Raw genomic sequence first — 19269 nt, forward strand, 5'->3', positions numbered from 1 at the left:
GCCTCGCTCCTGCAGGTCCGGGTTGCCCGAAGACATCAGCTCAAACAACACAAACCTCATCGGGAAAAACCTGGTCAATCACCACGAAGACCCGCTTTTCGCCGCCAGCTCCCGCCGACTATTGGCCCGCATCGCCTTGATCAACGACACCGTGCCCACCAGGATGATCACCGCGGCGAACAGGAAGTCGATGGTGTACAGCTGGAAGTCATTCAACGGCCCCACCAGAAACACCCGGATCGCACCAATACTCACCAGCGTCGCGAGAAAATCGATGCCCGGTTCATCGCGATAAAACACGTGCAGCAGCGGCAGGCACATCACCAGCAACAACAGCAGCACAATCACCTTGAACGAGCCCTTGCGCTCGACGCTGAACGCGCACTCGTAGGCGCTGTAGGGCTTGTAGTCTTCCTCGCGAATCAACGAATTTTTCTCGTTGATGTACTCCACACGGTTGTACTTCTGGATCGGCGTAAAGGTGTTCGACATTTCCATGCCAGTGGTGATGTGCCTGAACTTCAAATCGATGCGCTCATTGCCCTTGAGGATGTACAGCACCGGTTTGTAGCCGTAGCGATAGGTGTCGAACGGAAAGTCCGTCGACCGCCCCTGGACCCCGATGGGTCTGGACTCGAGTTCTGCGTAGGCACTTTTGTTGGTCGAAGACAGGTTGCGGCTCAGGGGCTTGATTTTGACCTGTTCCATGAGAATCGGCGCAATGCCGTAGGACCACTGCATGGGTTCCATGCGCAGCCGCAGTTCATTGCGGCCCAGATCATAACGATCAAAGGTTCGCTCGGAGACGATCACCGCGCCCGAGAGCATGAACTCGCCATGAACGTTGTTGGTGATGTGCAGCGACAGTCGGTCCTTGCCCGAATCGCTGGCATCGCTGGCCGGCGGCGTGCCGCACCAGGCGTAGCTGCTGAACGTCTCCCCAAGCTGGCCGTTACGGTTCTCTTTGAACACATAAAAATAACTGCCCCACAGCGCCGCCATCAGCAGCAACGCGAAAAGCCCTAAAATCTTCTTGCCCACGCTCAAACCAGACTCCTTTCTTTGCTGACTCCTTATGAGGCGCGGACTCTATCAAAATGCCATCACTGGCCCAAGCAAAAATACCCAGACAAGGAAGACCCCCTCGCCACAGGGCTTCAGCGCCGCCGAAATAACGGCCGAGGTTCAATCACCGAACGCCCATAAAGCACACTCATCCCCGCCAATCCCTTCAGCGCATCTTCGGCGGATTTGTCTTCGCGCACGGCGAAGCTGTCGAAACCGCATTGGCGCATGTGGCTGAGTTGATCGCGCAGTACATCACCAATCGCGCGCAATTCGCCTTGCCAACCGAAGCGCGTACGCAACAGATAGGCCTGGCTGTAGGCGCGTCCGTCACGAAAACTCGGGAAGTCCAGGGCAATCAGCGGCAAGTCGGGAAACCACGGCGTCAGGTTTGTCACTTCGTCGTTGGGACCGAGCCAAACGCCTTCGAGCGCTGATGTTCTGTCGGCATTCAGGGCCAGCCACTGGGGTAACGGCAGTATCAGCGGTCCGGCCGGCAACTCCTCCGTTGCTTCACGAATCAACTGCCACGGATCGTCGCGCACCCACTCAGCGCCCCCGTCTTGCAAACGAATCAGATTGTTCATGCCGACACCTCCAGCATTTTCGGGTACACCCGCTCCTTGAACGGCTCCAGACCGATGCGTGCAAAAGTATCGACGAACAATTCCTCGCTCTCCCGATAGCGAACGAACGTGGCGATGATCCGTTCAATGACATCGGGCACTTCGGCGGCACTGAAGGACGGGCCGATGACTTTGCCCAACGCGCTGTTCTTGCCCTGGGCGCCGCCGAGGGTGATCTGGTACCACTCGCTGCCATTTTTATCGACGCCAAGAATGCCGATGTTGCCGATGTGGTGGTGGCCGCAGGCGTTCATGCAACCTGAGATGTTCAGGCTGATATCGCCCAGGTCGTGCAGGTAATCCAGATCCTCGAATCGCGCCTGAATCGCTTGCGCGATGGGGATCGACTTGGCGTTGGCCAAGGCGCAGAAGTCGCCACCGGGGCAAGCGATGATGTCAGTCAGCAAGCCGATGTTGGCACTCCCCAGGCCTTGCTCGCAGGCCAGGCACCACAGCGCATAAAGGTCTGCCTTGGGCACGTCCGGCAGGACGATGTTCTGTTCATGGGCGATGCGGATTTCGCCGAAACCGAACTGCTCGGACCACTGCGCCATCGCTTCCATTTGCTCGGCGGTGACATCCCCCGGTGGCGCAGCGATGCCCGGCTTGGTCGACAGCACCACGCTGGCATAACCCGTCACCTTGTGCGGCTGAACGTTGCGCGCCACCCAACGGGCGAATGTCGGGTTCTGGGCCAGGCGTGTGCCGAAGTCCAGGTCGGTGCCGGCCAGTGAACGGTAATCGGGGGGCACGAAGGCACTGGCGACACGCTCATATTCGACGTCGGTCAACTGCGCCGGACCGTCCTTGAGGTGCTGCCATTCCTCCTCCACTTCCTTGGCGAACGCTTCGATACCCAGTGCCTTGACCAGAATTTTGATCCGCGCCTTGTACTTGTTATCGCGCCGCCCGTGGCGGTTGTAGACCCGCAACACCGCCTCGACATAGGACAGCAGGTGCTGCCACGGCAAGCCTTCGCGAATCTGCAAACCGAGGATCGGCGTGCGCCCCAAGCCGCCGCCAACGATCACCCGCAAGAGCATTTGCCCGCTGTCATCGCGATAAAGATAGAGGCCGATGTCATGCATCATGATCGCCGCGCGGTCCTGCTTCGCCGAGCAAATGGCGATCTTGAACTTGCGCGGCAGGAACAGGAATTCCGGGTTGATGGTCGACCATTGCCGCAGGATCTCTGCCAGCGGGCGCGGGTCCATCAACTCGTCCGCCGCGACGCCGGCGAAGGCTTCGGTGGTGATGTTGCGCACGCAGTTGCCGGAGGTCTGGATCGCGTGCATTTCCACCTGGGCCAGGCGTTCGAGGATGTCCGGCACCCGAGCCAGCTCGATCCAGTTGAACTGCATGTTCTGCCGGGTGGTGAAGTGGCCATAGCCACGATCGTAGTCCCGGGCGATGCTCGCCAAAATGCGCATTTGCTTCGCGCTCAGCGTGCCGTAGGGAATCGCCACGCGCAGCATGTAGGCATGCTTTTGCATGTACAGGCCGTTCTGCAAACGCAGGGGCAGGAACTCTTCTTCACTCAACTCCCCGGCCATGAAACGTTCGACCTGATCGCGAAACTGCGCAACACGCTCGAACACCAAGGCCCGGTCATAGTCGTCGTACTGATACATGTGGCTGCCACCTCATCAGGAATTTTGCACAGAACCTGTGGGAGCGGGCTTGTGTGGCGAGGGCACTTGCTCCCGCTGGGCTGCGCAGCGGCCCCAATGATGTGAGTGCTGCGCACTCAAGCGGGAGCAAGCTCCCTCGCCACACAAGCCCCCACAGGAATTGCGGTACGTCGAACGCTGCGGCTCGATCTGGGGGGCCAACTATGCGACAGCAGCGCAGCACGTTACAGATTCAGCTAAACACTAAAAAACCGTATCAGAGCGCGGCAGATAGCCGCAGAAAGCCATCCAATCTGATCCGCACAAATGAAATATTCCTGAGTCTGTTTTGTTTGCGGCAGGGTTTCTACAGTTCATGGCATGCCAGACCGGGTGGCCTGGCAAGACTTTGCAACCGTGGAAGAACTGACCATGAGCACAGCAACAATCGGACAGGCCTATAACTACAAGGTCGTTCGCCAATTCGTCGTGGCAACCATCGTCTGGGGCGTCGTCGGGATGGCGATGGGGGTGTGGATCGCCTCGCAACTGGTGTGGCCCGAGATGAACCTCGACCTGCCGTGGACCACCTTCGGCCGCTTGCGCCCGCTGCACACCAGCCTGGTGATTTTCGGCTTTGCCGGCAGCGCGCAATTCGCCGCCAGTTACTACGCGGTACAGCGCACCTGCCAGGTGCGACTGTACTCCGACAAGCTCGCCGCGTTCACCTTTTGGGGCTGGCAATCGGTGATCGTGGTGATGCTGATCACCCTGCCGCTGGGCTACACCACCACCAAGGAATACGCCGAAATCGAATTCTCCGGCGCGGTGTGGATGACGGTGGTCTGGGTCGCTTACGCCATCGTGTTCTTCACCACCGTGGTGCGACGCAAGACCCACCACATCTACGTCGGCAACTGGTTTTTCGGCGCATTCATCGTGGTGATTGCCATGCTGCACGTGGTCAATCACCTGTCGATCCCGGTGGACTGGTTCAAGTCATATCCGGTGTATTCAGGGGCCACCGACGCCATGGTGCAGTGGTGGTACGGGCACAACGCGGTGGGGTTCTTCCTGACCACCGGCTTCCTCGGGATGATGTATTACTTCGTGCCGAAACAGGTCGGGCGACCGGTGTATTCCTATCGTTTGTCCATCGTGCATTTCTGGGCGCTGATCACCCTGTACATCTGGGCCGGCCCGCATCACTTGCACTACACCGCACTGCCGGACTGGGCACAGTCGCTGGGCATGGCGATGTCGCTGATTCTGCTGGCGCCGAGCTGGGGCGGGATGATCAACGGCATGATGACGTTGTCGGGCGCCTGGCATAAGTTGCGCACCGACCCGATCCTGCGCTTCCTCGTGCTGTCCCTGGCCTTCTACGGCATGTCGACCTTCGAAGGGCCGATGATGGCGATCAAGACGGTCAACGCCCTCTCCCACTACACCGACTGGACCATCGGCCACGTTCATGCCGGGGCCTTGGGCTGGGTGGCGATGATCACCTTCGGCGCGATCTACCACATGGTCCCGAAAGTCTTCGGCCGCCCGCAGATGCACAGCATCGGCCTGATCAACGCGCACTTCTGGCTGGCGACCATCGGTACCGTGTTGTACATCGCCTCGATGTGGGTCAACGGCATCACCCAGGGTTTGATGTGGCGCGCGATCAACGACGACGGCACGTTGACCTACTCCTTCGTCGAAGCCTTGCAGGCCAGTCATCCTGGGTTCGTGGTGCGCTTTGTCGGCGGGGTGTTCTTCCTCAGCGGCATGTTGCTGATGGCCTACAACACCTGGCGCACGGTGCGGGTGTCGGACGTGAAGATGGCCGAACTTGAAGCGCAGATTGCCTGAGGCAAGGAGCCTGACAATGATTGAGATGGCGTTGAATCTATTGGGCGTTTTGGGGCTTTGGCTGGCGGTCGAATATTGCCTGAAACACCAAACCGCCCAGAGCCTGGACGATGCCAGCCTGATTCCGTTCGCCGATGACCCCGAGGTGGCGCGGCGGGTGGAGTTGGCCACAGGCAAGAAAGTGAACGCCGTCGCGCCGGAAGAGGCGAAGCCGGGTTGGGGCAACCTCGAAATCTGAGGTACACCCCATCCACTGTGGGAGCGGGCTTGCCCGCGATGGCGGCTTAACTTTCAACATTTGTATCGACTGACACTCCGCAATCGCGGGCAAGCCCGCTCCCACAGGGTTGAGTGTCGATTAGCCGCGCTCGCGGGGAATCAGGCTCTGCAGCTGCTGCGCCAGGAAGTTCGCATCGAAAGCAAAGGTGTCCGGGTCTTTCAAGCCATTGGTCTTGCGCCACTGCCAGGCGCTGGACGGCGGCAGGCACACCAGCGAAATGCTGCCATAGCGCGCTGCAGTCAACCCCATCACGGCCAGGGAAATCTGCCCACCCGCGCCCATCACGTCCGGCACAAACTCCACCGGTTTCCCGGCGATGACGATACTCAGCTTCTCGGTCTTGAACGTCGACGTCTCGACGGGCACGCTCGGCCCGGACGCGACATACGCCTCGCGGCTCACTTCCAACAGATTCGGCGTCAGGACCGGCGCCAGCCACTGCTGGATCTGATCGAACAACTCACCAATGCGCGTCGCCCACACGGCCGATTGCGACTCAAACAGTTGCTTCTTGTGCGCTTCGCTATCTGCGTAGTGGCGAAGCATCTCACCCAATTGCTGTACGTCGTCCATTGCGGTGTTCCTTTGGTTGAAGCGGTGCTGCGGACTTTGAGCATGGCAGATGCTGACAACTCGCGTACGGAAAAGGTGCGAACGGCTGCAGAGGCTCGGTAGATGAACAGCACCATGACACTTCACCAAAGGATGAGCGGTACAGTTGATTTTCGCTGGTATCCGTCATTGGACAAATGGACACTCCCTTCAGGCCTGGCCCATTGACACAGGCCACAGCCTGAGGAAATCCAATGCGCACCATCGGCCTTATCGGCGGCATGAGCTGGGAGTCCAGCGCCGAGTATTACCGTCTCATCAACCAACAGGTACGCGACCGACTGGGGCCGCTGCGTTCGGCGAAGTTGCTGATGTACAGCGTCGACTTCGGCCCTGTTGAACAGGCCCAGCATGCCGGACGCTGGGATGACGCGGCGGCGATTCTGGTGGATGCGGCCTGGCGTCTGCAGGCGGGTGGCGCCGAGTGCGTGGTGCTGTGTACCAACACCATGCACAAGGTGGCCGGGCAGATTCAGGCAGCGATCGATATTCCGTTCCTGCACATTGCCGATCCGGCTGGCCAAGCGGCACTGGACGCTGGTGCTCTGCGGGTGGGTTTGCTGGGCACTGCGTTCACCATGGAGCAAGACTTTCTCAAGGCACGCCTGACGGCCAAGGGTCTGACGGTGCTGGTGCCGGAGGCTGATGAGCGCCAGGCTGTGCACCGGATCATCTATGACGAGTTGTGCGTCGGGGTGATCAGCGAGGCGTCACGCCAGGTTTATCAACGGGTGATCGAGTCGCTGACCGAACGCGGCGCCCAGGCGATCATCCTCGGCTGTACGGAAATAGGCCTGCTGATCAAACCCGAGCACAGCGCCCTGCCCTTGCTCGACACCACCGAACTGCATGCGCAGGCGGCGGTGGCGTTTGCGTTGGGCGACTGAGTCAATAAGGCGCAGAACCTGTGGGAGCGTGGCTTGCCCGCGATGAACGATGACGCGTAATACCTGAAAAAACGCGGTGCATTCTTCGCGGGCAAGCCTCGCTCCCACAGGATTCTCGTCGCTCAAACTTTTTCACTTACTGGCGCGACGCAACCGCGCCATGCTCAGGGTATCGACCAGCCGACCGTCACGCACGGCGTAATCGCGAAACAGGCCTTCGGTCTCGAAGCCGAATTTCTGGTACAGGCCGATGGCTGCTTCGTTGTCGGCGTACACCGAAAGTTCGACCCGTTGCAGGTTCATCCAGTTGTCGGCGACGTCCAGCGCTGCTGCCAGCAGTTTCGAACCGACGCCCTTGCCCTGCCACGCCACGGCGACCCCCATGCCGAAGCTGCCGGCGTGGCTGCGGCGGATTCGCGAAAACTGCTCAAGGCCAATGTTGCCGATGACCGTTCCCTGATGCAGCGCCACCAGTTTCACCGCCCGCTCGTTGTCCGCCATCAGGCGTTGGCGCCAGACTTCGCTGGACTGAAACGGCATTTGCAGCACCTGACGGGCCACGGCCGGGTCGTTGTAGAGCGCGGTGATGCCCTCGATGTGGGATTCGCTGAAGCGTTCGAGGTGAATGGCGGCGTCGTGGTCGGGCATGGTGGTGTTCGTCCTTGATCGGTGTGTGGGCCGATCACTCTAGCCGCCCTTCACCTGTCTGGCGACATCAATACCGGGGAAATACTCTTTTGTGGGGAGAAGACGCTCTGTGGCGAGGGAGCTTGCTCCCGCTCGGCTGCGAAGCAGTCGTAAACCCGGCAAATGCGGTTTATCGGATACAACCGGGTTGAATGATTTTGGGGCTGCTGCGCAGCCCAACTGGGGCAAGCCCCCTCACCACAAATGAGCGGGGGTCAGTCAAGGAACGAGCCTACACGCAAACCATCTGTTTCAGGCGTTCAGCCGGTTGACTGCCCTGTCCTCACTCCCTATCCTCGCGCCTGTCACGACTCATTCGTGATCGGGTTTGACGGCTCGGAAAGTCCAAGACGCACATTGCTCTCTAATGTGCTCGTGCACTCGTGTGCCCGACGCACTGCTCAATGGTGACTGTGTGCGGGGCATCTTCGGGTGCGCCGGGTGTCTTGGACCGGTCCGTCAACCTGCACACAGTTGCCACCTATTCGTTTGACGGCGATGAAGTGGCAGTTCTCTGACTTCCAAGAGGCTACACCCATGACCAACGCAACCACAAAATCCACCCCCTTCGCCCCCTGCGACCACGTCGACCATCACCTCTTCGCCGTCCAACCCGGCATCCCGCTACTCGACGCCCTGGAACACGCCTCGGTCTACCTCAGCTGCGCCGAAGCCCTCGCCCATCAAGCCCCCACCGCCACCCGCCCGGAACACAGCGCTTCATTGCGGTGGGCCAGCCAGCAGATGCTCGGCACCGCGCGCTCACTGGTGCAAGCCTCCATCGACGGTTTGCACCGCGCGCAAGCAGGCGGTGACGCATGAATCCGCACATGCCGATGACTCACAATGACGGTGACATTCCGGTGCTGCTGGTCGCCACCCAAACGCCGCTGGATCTGCTGCACCGCAGCGCCGCCAGTCGTTTTCTGGCGGTGACGCAGATGATGGAAAGCCTGGCCAACCTCGACATCACCCGCGCCAGTGGCGCCGACGTGCAGCAACTGGCGCATGCGGCGGCGATGTTGTTGCGCGATGGCTGTGATGTGATGGATGTACTGGGACGGCGGATTCGAGCGCGAGTCTGACCGTCGAGCCCTAGCCCTGTGGCGAGGGAGCTTGCTCCCGTTGGGGCGCGTAGCCCCCCCAAAACCATTCAATCCGGTACATCAGACAAACCGGGTTATCAGAATTGGGGCTGCTGCGCAGCCCAACGGGAGCAAGCTCCCTCGCCACAAAAGTGTTCTTGCCAGCGGGTTATTCGATCAACTCAAACCACTCCCGTCGCTCACTGAACGTGTTGTGGATCAGCTCGACGATTCCCTGCACCTCGGTCTCATTCCTGGAGTCGGCATTGACCGCCATCCACACCTGGCGCTGCATCGGTTGCTTGAAGAGCCCCGGCAACGCCACCAGCCCCCGGTCGAATTGGCTCATGTAGTGCGGCAGCAGACCGATGCAGGCGCTGCAACGGATCATCTCTAGCATCAGCTCATAGGAATGCAGCTGAACCACCCCCGCCAGGCGCTGCTCCACCAGACTGTTCCACGGCCCAAAAGCGCCGACATGGCGATCGTGCTGCCATTGCACCAGCATGAAATCGGCCAGGTCACCCAGGCTGTCCGGCCGCGCCGCGACCCGTGAATACCGTTTGGCGATGTGCGGCAGATAGTCCAGCCGTGCCAGACGCTGGGGTTCGCTGATGGCAAAACTGGGACCTGGCAACGGCGAATCAGTGCCCGCCAGCCACACCACCACATCGGCACTGATCGCGCGCAGGGACAGTTCGCTGTCCAGGGAAATGATGTCCAGGCCACGGCGCCGCACAGCGCACGAACCAGGTCGCGCCGAGGGCATGTCAACACACCGGTCTCGGCCAGGCGAATCAAGGGCTGTTCGATCACCGGCAACTTGCGCTCATGCACCAGCGCGATCAACCGCGCCTGCAACTGCTGGCCGTCACGACTCAAGGTCAGCGAACTGCCCTGGAACTTGAACAACGAACGTTGCAGCTGATCTTCCAGCTGCGCCAGGTGCTTGCGCAGCAGGGTCGCCCGCACATTGAGACTGCGCGCGGCCTGCATGAAACAGCCGCAACGGGCGCTGACCAGAAAGTACTGCGCCACCTCGGCCTCAATCCCGGCGGCCCGTGCCAGCCAAGACTCGGATGGCCCCTGCGGGGATCGGTATTCGACAACACCCTGACGTCCTGTGGGTTCTATGAATGACATCGATGACTCCCTGTCGATCTTTGGTTTTGATTGCTTCCAGCGCGATGAAAACTCTTAAAACCAGTGAAAAACCTGTGGGAGCGGGCTTGCTCGCGAAGAGGCCGGCACATTCAACATCCCCGGCGTCTGACATTCCGCCATCGCGGGCAAGCCCGCTCCCACAGGATTTATGGTGAATATGGTTTAGCGTTTTTCCTCCAGCACTTTATTGAGCTCGGCGCCGTCGATACTCAACGTCGCGGTATTGAGCATCCCTTCCAGATAAGCCTTGGCAATCTGTTCCTGACGCTGGGCACGCAAGGCCTGGGTCAGGCGTTCGCGCAGTTCGTCCAGGGTCGCGGTGCGGGCCGGTTGCTGTTCGGTGAGTTTGATGACGTGAAAGCCCGCCGCGCTCTGCACCGGCTCCGACACCCCACCGACCTTGAGTCGCGACACGGCGCCGCGCACTTCCGGTACCAGTTGTTGCAAGGGCTGCAGACCCGTGTCGCCACCCCGTTCGGCGCTGGCTCGGTCTTGGGAATACTGAGTCGCCAACGCTGCAAACTCCGTCGGCGCGACCTGGGCTTTTTTGCTCAGTTCCACAGCCTGTTTGCGCACGGCATCGATGTTTTGCGGGTCGCTCACCCCGAGGAAAATCTGGCTGACCCGGTACATCGGCGGCGTCACCCAACCGGCCTTGCCGGCCTCATACGCCTGCTGCAATTCGGTGGCACTGGGGTAATCGGTCGGCACCTGACTAACTGACTGCAAGTAATCGCGAAAGACAATCTGCTCGGTGGCGGCGCGGGTTTGTCGCTCCACCTCCGGGCGCTGACGCCAGCCTTGGGCGTCGGCCTGTTCGAGCACGGCTTTCTCGGCCAGGCGCGAGCGAATCCAGCTTTCCAGCGCCCCGCGATTGGCCCGCAGTTGTTCGCGAGCTTCCGTCGGCAACGTGGCGAGCAACGCTTTGAGTTCTTCAGGGGCGACTTGCTGATTGCCCAGTCGCGCGACCGCAGGCTCACTCGTTGCTAATACCGCCGATGGCGCCGGCTGCTGAGCCGCGACCGGGTCATTGCCCGGTCGCAACCCCAGTGCAACCGCAACCACCAACACGGCCAACGCACCTGCGCCGGCCACTACCGTACGCTTTTTCACAGGGCTGGAACCTCTTGCGCAGGCACCTCGACGGTTTCAGCCTGGGCCTGCAACTGCGCAGCGTTCTGGCTGTATTCACGCAGGTAAACGATGAACTCCTGAAGCAAACGATCCCACAGTTCAAGGTTGCCACGCAGATGATCGTCGCTCACCCCGGCGGCGACCACCACGTCCATCTCCATCACCAGAAACTCGCCCTGTACCGACAACCGGGCAAAGCGTCGCGACGCATTCCACAGCTCCGCCAGCCCGGCCGGCAACTCGCCCTGCACCCGCAAGGCGCAGCTGAAAGTGAAGTCGACGTAGCTGCCCTGCTCCGCTGCCGGATTGCCGAAACGCACCGCGTAGCCGATGCCCTGGCTGGCGCTGAGCAACTGCACGATGCCGCTCTGTTCGGTTTGATTGACCCGGTAACCGGCGGCTTGCAGCACCTCGGTGAGGGATTGTGGCGATACGTGGCTGATCAATTGGGTCATGTGAAGTTCTTCCCTGTCATTCAATGAGCGATCGCGGCCTGGGGCGCGTCAAATTGCGTCTTGTAGAGTTCGTCGCCAAAGCCTTGGGCCAGTTCTTCGAACTTGACCCTGGCTGCGCCTGCGAACGGTTGGCGGATCTTCATCACCTCGGCGACGTCGATCTTTTCGTAGGCCGCGAGGATCTCCTTGGCCACGCCGTACATCTGTTGATTCTTGACCGAACATTGCTGCATTTGTGTGTCACGCTCAGCCAATTGCGTCGCTAGCCGGGCGCGTTCGGCTTCTTTGCCCCGGGCCATCACCAACAATTCTTCATACGCTTTCTTGAATTTGCCGATCTGCTCGCTGCTGGCCGCCGCTTGCGCCTGGGCCTGGCTTTGCAGGCTGTCGTGCTGGCCGGCCAGTTGTTCAGCCACGCCTTTGACCTTGGCCAGTTCCGCCGTCAGTTGCTTGATTTGCGCCTGCGCAGCCTTGGCCTGACTCTCGGCCGCCACTTGCGCGGCGCTGGCCTGAGCCTGCTGGCTTTGCAGGGCCTGCAACTGCTGGGTGGTGCTGCGCAGTTGAGTGCGCAAGCGTTCCTCCATGCCTTCGGCGCTGGCCCCTTGAGTCAGCAGCAACCCCAGGGCAAACAGCAGGATTTTTGTGTGCATGACGCTCTCCCTGCGCCTTAGAAGCGCGTGTTGATTTCAAGCTGCAAGACGTCGATGTCGAATGGCGCGCCGTACACCGCTTCGGAACTCAACCAGCGACCGGTGGCGAAGACGTTCTTGGCCAGACCGTAGTTGCCGCCGAGGAAATAGCCCTTGGCATTGGTGCCGCCGAGGTGGAACGACGAGTCGTTGAAACCGTCCGGCAAGGCGTCCGGCTGGATGTACTTGTAGCCGGCGAAGAAATTCCAGTCGCCCTGCTTCTTCAAGTCCAGCGAGTTGCCGAGGGTGAACTGCACCATCCAGGCATTGGCGCCGCTTTCCACTTCGCCATTGCTGTCGAGGTTGTTGACAATCTGCCCCGCCGAGCGTTTGCGCATCTCCCCTTCGTCGTAACCGAGGTTATGAACATAGTTGGCCTGGCTGCGCAGCTTGAAGTCTTCCGGCAGGTCGGTGTCCCACACCACGTTGAGGTCCAGCAGGTTGAATTCCGAGGCCAGGCCGACGAATTGCGGTTGCGGCGTGGTGGACGGGTTGAGCGGGTTCGGCGTGATGTCGCGCAGCAGGAACACGCTGTTGCCCTTCTGCATGAACGCCGAGCGGCTGCCGTCGGTGTCGCAGCCCGGTGCGCCGGCCCAGGGTTCGCAAGGGCTGGAGCGCTGGCCTTCGATGTCGTCGAAACGGTAGTAGGCCAACGCGCCTTTCAAGCGGTTACTGGAATTGATCGCCCAGTTGGCGCCAATTTGCGCGCCGTACAGCCACTTGTTGTCGCTCTCTTCCTTGTCGAAACCGTTGCTGCTGCTGGTGTCGTTGGTGTACTCCACCGGGAACGCCCCGACGGTGCCGAACAGGCCCCAATCACGGTTGAGCTTGTGGTCGAAAATCGCAGCCACGCCGTCGAAGTTCAGGTCGGTGGAATAGAGCATGTCAGTGGAGAAGAACGGATTGGCGATCCGCCCGCCGGTCAACGTCAACTGATCGGACGGCTTCCAGGTCAGGTAACCCTGATCGAGCCAGATGTCTTTTTTGCCGAAGCCGCCGCCGAGGGTCTGGGTGGTGGACACCGGGTTGTTGTCCGAACCGGTGCCGATGCGGATACCAGCGGTCCATTCCGGCGAGATCACTGCTTTCATGCCCAGTCGCGCCCGCAGGCGAAACAGGTTTTCGCGGTCTTCGCGGGTGTTGAGCAACGGCGGCAGGCTGGTGCTGCTGTTGGGGTTTACGTCGTACGGACCGTTGTTATTGAGCTTGGCGAAGTCGACGATTTCGTTGCTGTTGGTGCCCGAGTAGTAGCGCGACTCGTCGCGCAGGCGAATGTCGCCGTCGAAGCTGATGCGCGAAACCCAGTCCGGGAAGGTATTGGGCTGGGCCCAGTTTTCCTGTTTGGCGGTGGCCATGACTTCAGCCTTGACCTGATCGCGGATCTGATCGCGCACCGCGGCCGGTACATATTGCACCCGTACATCGCCGGGGGCGGCGGCTGGGCCAGCAGCGACGGCAGTGCTGGCCTGACGCGCCTGCACCGCTTCTTTTTCCGCCTGAGCGATCAGGCCGTCGGCTTGTTCCTGCTTCAACACACCTTGCTGCACCAGCAAGCGGATCAGATTGATCGTGGCGTTTTCCGAGGGCGCAGGGGCTGCCGCTGCGTGCCCGACCAGGGTCGCAATGACCATCCCGACCGCCAGGGACAATCGATTCACGTTGGAAATCATCTGCACACAACTCCTTTTGGCAAAACCTGAAAATGTTCGGTTAACCCGGACGCCGCCCTTGCAGGGACAGGCGCACGGGCAAGGTCATGGAGGCCGGTGGCCGTTCGGTTAAATGCGGCGCGCCGCGCAACGCGGCGAGCACCTGGGCGTCGACTTCCGGGTTGCCGCTGGACTTCACCAGCTCGACCCGGGTGATCTCGCCCACGCTGCTCAGCCAGACGTCGGTCTGCAGCGAAAAAGCCAGGTTGCGCAGGTCCGGGTTTTCCCGCAGCAAGCGCTGAAAGGTGAACGCCAAAAACTGGCTGTACGTGCCATTGCCCACACGCCCGCCCCCGGCACCGGCCATGCCGCCGCCCTTGCCGGCGCCGATATTGAAGGCGTCATTGCCGGACTGGGCGTCGCCGTCCATTTGCATCGGGTTGGCCAGGTCATCGGCGGGCGATGGTGGCGCCTCTTCTTCGGGCTTGACCGCCTCCGGTTCCGGGGTCGGTTCAGGCTCGACCATTTTTTCTTCCACGGGGGTTTGCGGCTCCGGTGGCTTTTCCGGGGGCGGAGGCGGCGGTGGTGGCAACGGGATAATCGTCGGCACCTTCGGGGCTTCCCGGCGCACGCCACTCATGTCGTTGGCCCATTGCCAGAGAAACCACGCAGCCACGCCGGCGAGCAGTAACCCGGCGCCCCACTTCACAAAGCGCAGGGGCGACGGCTTGACGGGCGACGGGCGGATGGGGAGTTGTGCGGTCATGGTCAGCCCTGGGTCGGTTTGCCGGTGACGAGACCGACCTGGGACAGTTCGAGCCGGCGCAGCAGGTCCAGCACCTCAATGACTTTCTGGTACTGCACCGTGGCGTCGCCGCGCACGATCACCGGGAAGTCGGGGTTCTGCGCCTTTTCGATGCGCAAGCGGTCTTCGAGCTCACCCAGGGTCACCGGGTAGGCATCGAGAAACACCTGGCCGCCGTCATTGACCGAAATCGCCTTGGTCTTGGCTTCGGACAGCGACACCGAAGCGCTGGCCTTGGGCAGGTTGATCTGGATGCCGGACACCTGGGCGGTGGCGGTGAGGATGAACATCACCAGCACCACCATCAGCACGTCCACCAAGGGCGTGATGTTGATGCTGTCCACCGCCGCATCATCGTCATCGTCGTGGGAGGTATTGACGCTAGCCATGTCAGTACTCCTCAGGCCGGGACGGATGCGTGGGTGTGATGACCACGGCGATGGGCCGCTTCACTGGACTGACTTTCGCCGTGCATCTCCGCCAGGCGGGTGATGAACTCATCGACGAATACCCGCATGTCGGCGCTGACTTCCTTGTTGCGGGTGATCAGCCGGTTGTAGCCAAACAGCGCCGGGATCGCGACGAACAGGCCCATGGCGGTGGCCAGCAACGCAGCGGCCATGCCTGGGGCGATGGCATTGATGTTGACGTCACCGGCCATGGCCGTGCCGAGGAACACCACCATGATCCCCAGCACCGTGCCGAGCAGGCCGATGTACGGGCCGCCGGCGATGGCGTTGGACAGCGTTGAGAGTTTTGAACTGAGCGCCTGGTTTTCGCGGGTGCGCACGCCGTCCATCGAGCAACGAATCGCTTCGATGGTCGCGGCCGAGACTGACGAGGTGTCGGCGCCCTGCTCGCGGCGGGTGCGGATTTCTTTCACCGCGACTTGATACAAGCGCCACAGGGACGAGTGCTGCAAACGCTGGGCGAGGTCCTGATCGTCGGCGAACATCTCCAGGCGCGTACCGACCGTGGCGAACTGCTCGCGGAACGCTTCGTTGGCGGCGCTGAGGCGGCTGACCATGCGGTTCTTGCGGATCATGATGACCCACGACTGGAACATCATCAGCACCAGCACCGCGATGATCACCCAGGCGTCCATCGGCACGGCATTGAGCAGGAAACCGAGGCTGCCGAAGCCGTAACCCGACTGTTCTTCATCGACGCCGTAAGCCAGCAGTTTCGACTCGGCACCCTGGGAATTGGCGTCTGCCAGCAACTGCGCGGCAGGCCGGACGACCTTGGACAGGCGCAGCTCATCGATGGCACCGGTGAATGGCTGATACGTGCCGGCGGTTTCGCTCGGCAGATCGGCGCCGATGGCCATGATTGAATTGAACGCCGGCATCGCTACTGCAAGGCTCGCGGTTTCACGCCCGTTGACGTACAGCGAAACCTTGCTGCCCTCGGCGGTCAGCGCCAGGTGCTGCCATTGACCGGGGTTCAACGGTTGAGTGGACACGGCGCGCTGGCCGTCGATCTCCACGAACGGCGTGCCTTGGCTCAGACCCAGCAACAGGCTGTTCGCCCCTTCCCGCCGCACGAGTACAAGCTGTTCACCATTGGCCTGATCCAGACGCAACCAGGCACTGAAGGTGAACGCGCTACCGGCGTTGTGCTGCAACGATGGACTGCCTGGCAGCAGCAACGGCTGGCCACTGAACTGCAACGCCCGCCCCATCACGCCGTCGATGCTCGCGCCGGTAGCGCTTTGCGCAGTGTTGCCGTAGGCCGTGGTGTCCTTGGGCGGTGTGCCGTTGGCGCCGTCGAAGTGATAGAGCGCGGTGAAATTCGGGTCGAAGGTCAGCTGACCGTTGCTTGTGGCCGGGGCTTTCTGGTTGCCGTAATACATCCAGAGGTCCTGGCGCTGACCGCCGGTAATGACAGGCACATCGACCCAGATCAGCGCCATGCCCATCAACGGGTCGAAGCTTTCGATCTGGTGGTTGAACACAGTCTTGTCATCGGCGGCGACGAAGCGCAGGTCCGAACCGTCCTCCTTGACGCCATCAAAGGTGAAGTTGCCGGTGTGCAAGCGCACCAGCAGCGCGGTGCGACCCAGCGTCTCGTTGATCGCCGCGCCCTGGGGCGTGGTGTCCACCGAAATCTGTTTGCGGTAATGCCAGTCGTCTTGCCACCAGGCCTGGGCGGTGGCCGGGAGCACGAAGCCCAGGCAGATCAGGAAAGCGATGAATAAGCGCTGCATGAAAAATTACTCCGTAGGTTCAGAATGTCGCTTGCAGGTTGAAGTGCAGGCGCGATTCCTGTTTCGAGGTGTTCGGCCCTTCGAGCAGCGGGTAGCCCCAATCCACGCTGCCGGACAGCCATTTGCTCAAGCTCGCGCGGGTGCCCAGGCCAACACTGGCCAGGGCGTAATCGGCGTCCTGATCGGGGAGCTCGTCACGCAGGTACAACTGGGCGCCTTCGGCGAAGGCGTAGAAACGCCATTCCTGGACGTAAGCGCCCAGGTACTTGGCGAGGGACGGCGTACGCAGCTCCTGGGACAACAGGTAGCCGTCGTCACCGGTGCGCTCGGCAGCCAGATAACCGCGCACCGAAGTCGCGCCGCCGGCCGAGAATTGCTCGTTGGATACCAATGGCCCGGACGCCAACTGGAACGCGGCTTTGCTCGCGGTCTGCCAGTCGTTGCCGAAGGTGAAGGTGTAACTGGTGTCGCCCTTGAGCACGGCGAAGCTGGGGCTGGCGCGGTAGCGTTTGTAGTCGAAGTCTTCGTCGGAGCTGCCATAACCGAACAGGCTGCGAGTGCCGGCGACCAGACTCAGGCCCAGGCCCAATTGGGAGTTTTCGGTGTAGCGAAAACCGTTGTAGGCGAAGGTGAACGGTGCGTATTGCAGCGGCACGTTATCGCTCTCGCCAGCCAGGGTCAGGCGCTCGTCGAAGTCCTTGAAGTCGATGCCGGCCGAGAACGAGTTGGACCAGTTGCCGCTGGACGGCAGCGTGTAAATCGCCGAGATCCCGTAGGAATGGCCCTTGCCCAACACGTTGCTGCCGCCGATGGTCGCGACGTTGCTGTCGGATTGATAACCGGACAGTTGCACGCTCCAGCGCTCGTTCAACGGCGCGGTGTAGGAACCGGACCAGACCTTGGCGTTGTCGGTGTCCTGGGGCGCGGTGAAGTAAGTCAGCGAGATGCTGTGGCCCAATTGCCAGAGGTTGTTGTAACCCAGGCTGGTGACCGCGCGCAGTTTCTCGGTGTCGGCGCTGTAATCGTTGTTCAGCCCGACGCTGGCCTGCCACGGATTCTGGTCCTCGACCTGCAAGTCCACGTCCATGGTGCCGGGGCGCTGACCTTCACGCACCAGCGGCATCACCTGCCGGCCCGGGGTCTTGTTGAGTTGCGCCAGCTCACCCTGGACCTTGCTGAAGTCCGGCACTTCGCCTTCCTTCAGGGCCGGCACGTCTTCGCGGATGTCCACGGGCGAATAGTGTTTGGCACCGACCACCCGCACCCGGCCGACCTTGGTTTCGCTGACCTGCAGATAAACGATGCCGTCCTCGACCTTCTGCTCCGGCAACTCGACGAACACCGACTGATAACCACGGGCCTGATAAACCTTCTGCAAGGCTTCGCGGGCGCCTTCGATATCGTTCAGGGTCTTTTGCGGACCGAGAAACGGGTACACCGCCTCTTCAATCGCCCGAGCGTCGAGCACGGTGTTACCACGCACGAAGTATTCGTTCACATCGACCAGTTTTGTCGACGCCGCGGTTTCGGAATCTTCGGCGAACACCGGCTGCACACCGGCCGCCACCAGCAGCCAGCCCCACAGCGCCAGCCGTGACTTGAAAAGATGCTCCACACCACCCCCTGAATTCGAAATGACCGTCGCTGTTTGCCCAGCGTTCGGCCCACTCAATTGCTTGTTGTCGACGTCGCGGCGTGTTTGCCCAGCCAGGTGTGCAGCAGCGCGAAGTTCAAGGAGAACTCGGGCATTTGCAGCAAGGCACCGCAGAACACTTCGCCAATGATTTTCTGGATCAGCTGCACCGCCCGCGGGTTGTTCAGCAGCGTGGCGATGTCGCGGTTCAAGACGTTGAAGCTCCAGACCTTCTGGTTCAGGTCCAGGCCGACGAACCAGCGGAACAGCAGGTTGTAATTGAGCTGCTCGTAGAGTTGCTGCTCGCTGGGCACCGAATAGAGCAGCTGCAGCAGCAGGATGTGCATGACCGTTTGCGGGGCGATGAGCATGCCGGGCTCGGCGTTGAGGCCGTGCAAGATGTCGCGGTGCTCTTCGAGCAGGTCATCGATTTGTGGGCGCAGCAACACCAGTGAATGACCCGGCGGGATGTAGCTGGACACTTCTTTCAAGGCGCCCTGCCAGTCATCCTGGGACACGATCCAGACCCACGGCGCGCCGTAGCGATAGACCGAAACCGGCTTCTTGCGCGCGGCTTCGACGATCTTCGACAGGCGTTGATCGAGTTCTTGCATGCCCACTTTCGAGTAGCGTTCCATAGTCCCCATTGCCTCACTCCCGGCTTCCCGCCCTCGGCTGGAAAAGTGGCCTCGCGGCCCCCTCAAGCGCGTCACATAGGCATGACCGGAATGGCGATGTGCTACCGAACTTTTGTCACAAAAGCTTCATTTCAAAAGAGGGTCAGATCAACCCGTAGGAGCGGGCTTGCCCGCGAAGACG

19 protein-coding genes and 1 pseudogene are annotated in these 19269 nt (G+C 61.2%); 5 read left to right on the forward strand and 15 right to left on the reverse strand.

All coding sequences use genetic code 11. The features are described 5' to 3' along the window. Positions 1-78: 78 nt before the first annotated feature. The 3 genes from PSH65_RS17415 to PSH65_RS17425 all read right to left on the reverse strand — a co-directional run bounded on the left by PSH65_RS17415 (position 79) and on the right by PSH65_RS17425 (position 3322). Positions 79-1047 (reverse strand): hypothetical protein, encoded by a 969-nt coding sequence (locus tag PSH65_RS17415; protein WP_305421482.1) that lies wholly within the window; start codon positions 1045-1047, stop codon positions 79-81. A gap of 110 nt (positions 1048-1157) precedes the next feature. After that, entirely contained in the window at positions 1158-1652 is a 495-nt protein-coding gene (locus PSH65_RS17420; RefSeq protein WP_305421483.1) for a DUF934 domain-containing protein, read from the reverse strand. Continuing rightward, positions 1649-3322: a nitrite/sulfite reductase gene (locus PSH65_RS17425; protein WP_305421484.1), complete on the reverse strand. Its 1674-nt coding sequence runs from the start codon at positions 3320-3322 to the stop codon at positions 1649-1651. The genes PSH65_RS17420 and PSH65_RS17425 overlap by 4 nt, the downstream gene beginning before the upstream one ends. 411 nt (positions 3323-3733) lie before the next feature. Here PSH65_RS17425 and ccoN point away from each other — a divergent pair, with 411 nt between their 5' ends. Both ccoN and PSH65_RS17435 read left to right on the forward strand, forming a co-directional pair. Continuing rightward, positions 3734-5161 (forward strand): cytochrome-c oxidase, cbb3-type subunit I, encoded by a 1428-nt coding sequence (gene ccoN, locus PSH65_RS17430; protein ID WP_305421485.1) that lies wholly within the window; start codon positions 3734-3736, stop codon positions 5159-5161. Between the two features lie 16 nt (positions 5162-5177). Then, the gene (locus PSH65_RS17435) at positions 5178-5399 is read left to right on the forward strand and encodes a cbb3-type cytochrome c oxidase subunit 3 (protein ID WP_305421486.1); all 222 of its coding nucleotides are present in this window, start codon (positions 5178-5180) and stop codon (positions 5397-5399) included. Between the two features lie 120 nt (positions 5400-5519). Here the strand turns inward: PSH65_RS17435 and PSH65_RS17440 are convergent, their stop codons facing one another. Further along, positions 5520-6014, reverse strand: coding sequence for a hypothetical protein (locus PSH65_RS17440; protein ID WP_305421487.1), 495 nt, complete (start codon positions 6012-6014; stop codon positions 5520-5522). A 233-nt stretch (positions 6015-6247) separates the two neighbouring features. Here PSH65_RS17440 and PSH65_RS17445 point away from each other — a divergent pair, with 233 nt between their 5' ends. Continuing rightward, positions 6248-6940: an aspartate/glutamate racemase family protein gene (locus PSH65_RS17445; RefSeq protein WP_305421488.1), complete on the forward strand. Its 693-nt coding sequence runs from the start codon at positions 6248-6250 to the stop codon at positions 6938-6940. A gap of 132 nt (positions 6941-7072) precedes the next feature. Here the strand turns inward: PSH65_RS17445 and PSH65_RS17450 are convergent, their stop codons facing one another. Then, a complete protein-coding gene (locus tag PSH65_RS17450) occupies positions 7073-7588 on the reverse strand; it encodes a GNAT family N-acetyltransferase (protein WP_305421489.1) in 516 nt (171 codons plus the stop codon). A 576-nt stretch (positions 7589-8164) separates the two neighbouring features. On the opposite strand from PSH65_RS17450, the gene PSH65_RS17455 reads away from it, so the two are divergent. Both PSH65_RS17455 and PSH65_RS17460 read left to right on the forward strand, forming a co-directional pair. Next, entirely contained in the window at positions 8165-8449 is a 285-nt protein-coding gene (locus PSH65_RS17455; RefSeq protein ID WP_305421490.1) for a DUF3077 domain-containing protein, read from the forward strand. Beyond that, entirely contained in the window at positions 8446-8712 is a 267-nt protein-coding gene (locus PSH65_RS17460) for a short-chain dehydrogenase (protein WP_305421491.1), read from the forward strand. Before PSH65_RS17455 ends, PSH65_RS17460 begins: the two co-directional genes overlap by 4 nt. A 169-nt stretch (positions 8713-8881) precedes the next feature. On the opposite strand, the pseudogene PSH65_RS17465 reads toward PSH65_RS17460, so the two are convergent. The 10 genes and pseudogenes from PSH65_RS17465 to PSH65_RS31855 all read right to left on the reverse strand — a co-directional run bounded on the left by PSH65_RS17465 (position 8882) and on the right by PSH65_RS31855 (position 19097). Then, positions 8882-9855, reverse strand: a pseudogene (locus tag PSH65_RS17465) (LysR family transcriptional regulator). Between the two features lie 183 nt (positions 9856-10038). Then, positions 10039-10989 (reverse strand): peptidylprolyl isomerase, encoded by a 951-nt coding sequence (locus tag PSH65_RS17470; RefSeq protein WP_305421492.1) that lies wholly within the window; start codon positions 10987-10989, stop codon positions 10039-10041. After that, a complete protein-coding gene (locus PSH65_RS17475; RefSeq protein ID WP_305421493.1) occupies positions 10986-11465 on the reverse strand; it encodes a YbjN domain-containing protein in 480 nt (159 codons plus the stop codon). Before PSH65_RS17475 ends, PSH65_RS17470 begins: the two co-directional genes overlap by 4 nt. Positions 11466-11485: 20 nt before the next feature. Beyond that, positions 11486-12115: a DNA repair protein gene (locus tag PSH65_RS17480; RefSeq protein WP_305421494.1), complete on the reverse strand. Its 630-nt coding sequence runs from the start codon at positions 12113-12115 to the stop codon at positions 11486-11488. Positions 12116-12132: 17 nt separating this feature from the next. Next, positions 12133-13824, reverse strand: coding sequence for a putative porin (locus tag PSH65_RS17485; protein ID WP_305421495.1), 1692 nt, complete (start codon positions 13822-13824; stop codon positions 12133-12135). Between the two features lie 40 nt (positions 13825-13864). Further along, positions 13865-14569, reverse strand: a complete 705-nt coding sequence (locus PSH65_RS17490; RefSeq protein WP_305421496.1) for an energy transducer TonB — start codon at positions 14567-14569, stop codon at positions 13865-13867. Between the two features lie 2 nt (positions 14570-14571). Further along, positions 14572-14997, reverse strand: coding sequence for a biopolymer transporter ExbD (locus PSH65_RS17495; RefSeq protein WP_305421497.1), 426 nt, complete (start codon positions 14995-14997; stop codon positions 14572-14574). Positions 14998-15008: 11 nt separating this feature from the next. Continuing rightward, positions 15009-16817 (reverse strand): DUF2341 domain-containing protein, encoded by a 1809-nt coding sequence (locus PSH65_RS17500; protein WP_305421498.1) that lies wholly within the window; start codon positions 16815-16817, stop codon positions 15009-15011. A gap of 19 nt (positions 16818-16836) precedes the next feature. Next, complete coding sequence (locus PSH65_RS17505) at positions 16837-18432, reverse strand: ShlB/FhaC/HecB family hemolysin secretion/activation protein (protein WP_305421499.1); 1596 nt, start codon at positions 18430-18432, stop codon at positions 16837-16839. A 53-nt stretch (positions 18433-18485) separates the two neighbouring features. After that, positions 18486-19097, reverse strand: a complete 612-nt coding sequence (locus PSH65_RS31855; protein WP_370694650.1) for a transposase — start codon at positions 19095-19097, stop codon at positions 18486-18488. Between the last annotated feature and the right edge of the window lie 172 nt (positions 19098-19269).

Source organism: Pseudomonas sp. FP603 (genome assembly GCF_030687415.1).
GTDB lineage: Bacteria > Pseudomonadota > Gammaproteobacteria > Pseudomonadales > Pseudomonadaceae > Aquipseudomonas > Aquipseudomonas wuhanensis.